Source organism: Devosia sp. (assembly GCF_017307565.1).
Lineage (GTDB): Bacteria > Pseudomonadota > Alphaproteobacteria > Rhizobiales > Devosiaceae > Devosia.
In genome coordinates, this window is the sequence record NZ_JAFKHD010000372.1 from 1 (window position 1) to 1,168 (window position 1,168).

1 protein-coding gene and 1 pseudogene are annotated in these 1,168 nt (G+C 64.0%); both read left to right on the plus strand.

What is annotated here, in order from left to right:
• Positions 1-684, plus strand: a pseudogene (locus J0I64_RS15395) (alkanal monooxygenase); the annotation flags it as partial.
• Positions 685-699: 15 nt separating this feature from the next.
• Positions 700-1,168, plus strand: a 469-nt coding sequence (locus J0I64_RS15400) for an LLM class flavin-dependent oxidoreductase (protein WP_291409810.1), incomplete at its 3' end; no start/stop codon positions are given.

Here is a 1,168-nt window from a genome sequence, read left to right on the forward strand (position 1 = left end):
CTGTCCACCCGGGCTCTGCAAGCCAGCCGCGCCAGTGAAAATCGCCCCGACTTCGCCAACCAGTTGCGTGAACTCGACGCCTATCTCGGTGGGGGCAAGGGCACCCGTACCGAAGGCCTGGCCGCGACACCGATACCCATCGCGGGAAGCGAGAAATTCCTCCTCGGTGCATCGGTGGAAAGCGCGACATTGGCCGCCGAGCTCGGCTGGCATTTCGTCTTCGCCCGACATCTCAATGGCGACGACGTCGCCCTCGCCTCAGCCATTTCCACCTATCGCGATCTCGCCCATCGTACGCCCATCGTCGCATTGGCAGCGATCGTCTCCGCCGATGGCGACAAGGCCCGCGAAAGCGCCGAAGCCTTCACGCCCTATCGGGTCACCATTCCCGGTAGCCAGAGCGTCACGGTCGGCAGCGAGGCGCAGGCCGCCGAATACGCTCGCCAGGCCGGCGTCACCGACTACACGGTAGAAAAACGCAAGGCCAATGTCTTAGCCGGCACCGGACACGACATCATCGCCAACACCAACGCCCTCGCCCGCCAATACGGCATCGAGGAATTCATCCTCGATCTCGCCAATCCCGGCGACAGCCGCCTCGACGCCATCGAGCTGATCTCATCAGCGTGGACGCAGTCCGTCCCGTCCGCGCGCGAGACGCCCCCCACCGCCCTTTTCGCCTGATCTCTGGAGATCCAAATGAGTCAGAACCGCATTCCCTTCGGCCTGATGCTGCACGGCCCGGGCGGACACATGAACGCCTGGAAGCACCCGAGCGGCCCCTCCGATGCGTCGGTCAATTTTCAGTTTCTGCTTGACCAGACCCTCAAGGCAGAGGCCGCAGGTATCGCCTTCGCCTTCGTCGCCGACGGCCTCTACATCAACGAGCAGTCCATCCCGCATTTCCTCAATCGTTTCGAGCCCATCGCCCTGCTCTCGGCCCTCGCTGCCACCACCAGCAAGATCGGTCTGGTCGGTACACTCTCAACGTCTTACAGCGACCCTTTCACCGTCGCCCGCCAGTTCGGCTCCATCGATCTCCTCAGCAATGGCCGTGCCGGCTGGAACGCCGTCACCTCCCCGCTCGAAGGCTCCGCCCGCAACTACGGCCGCGCCCAGCACCCTGACCACTCCCTCCGCTACGAAATCGCCGCCGAGCACATCGATA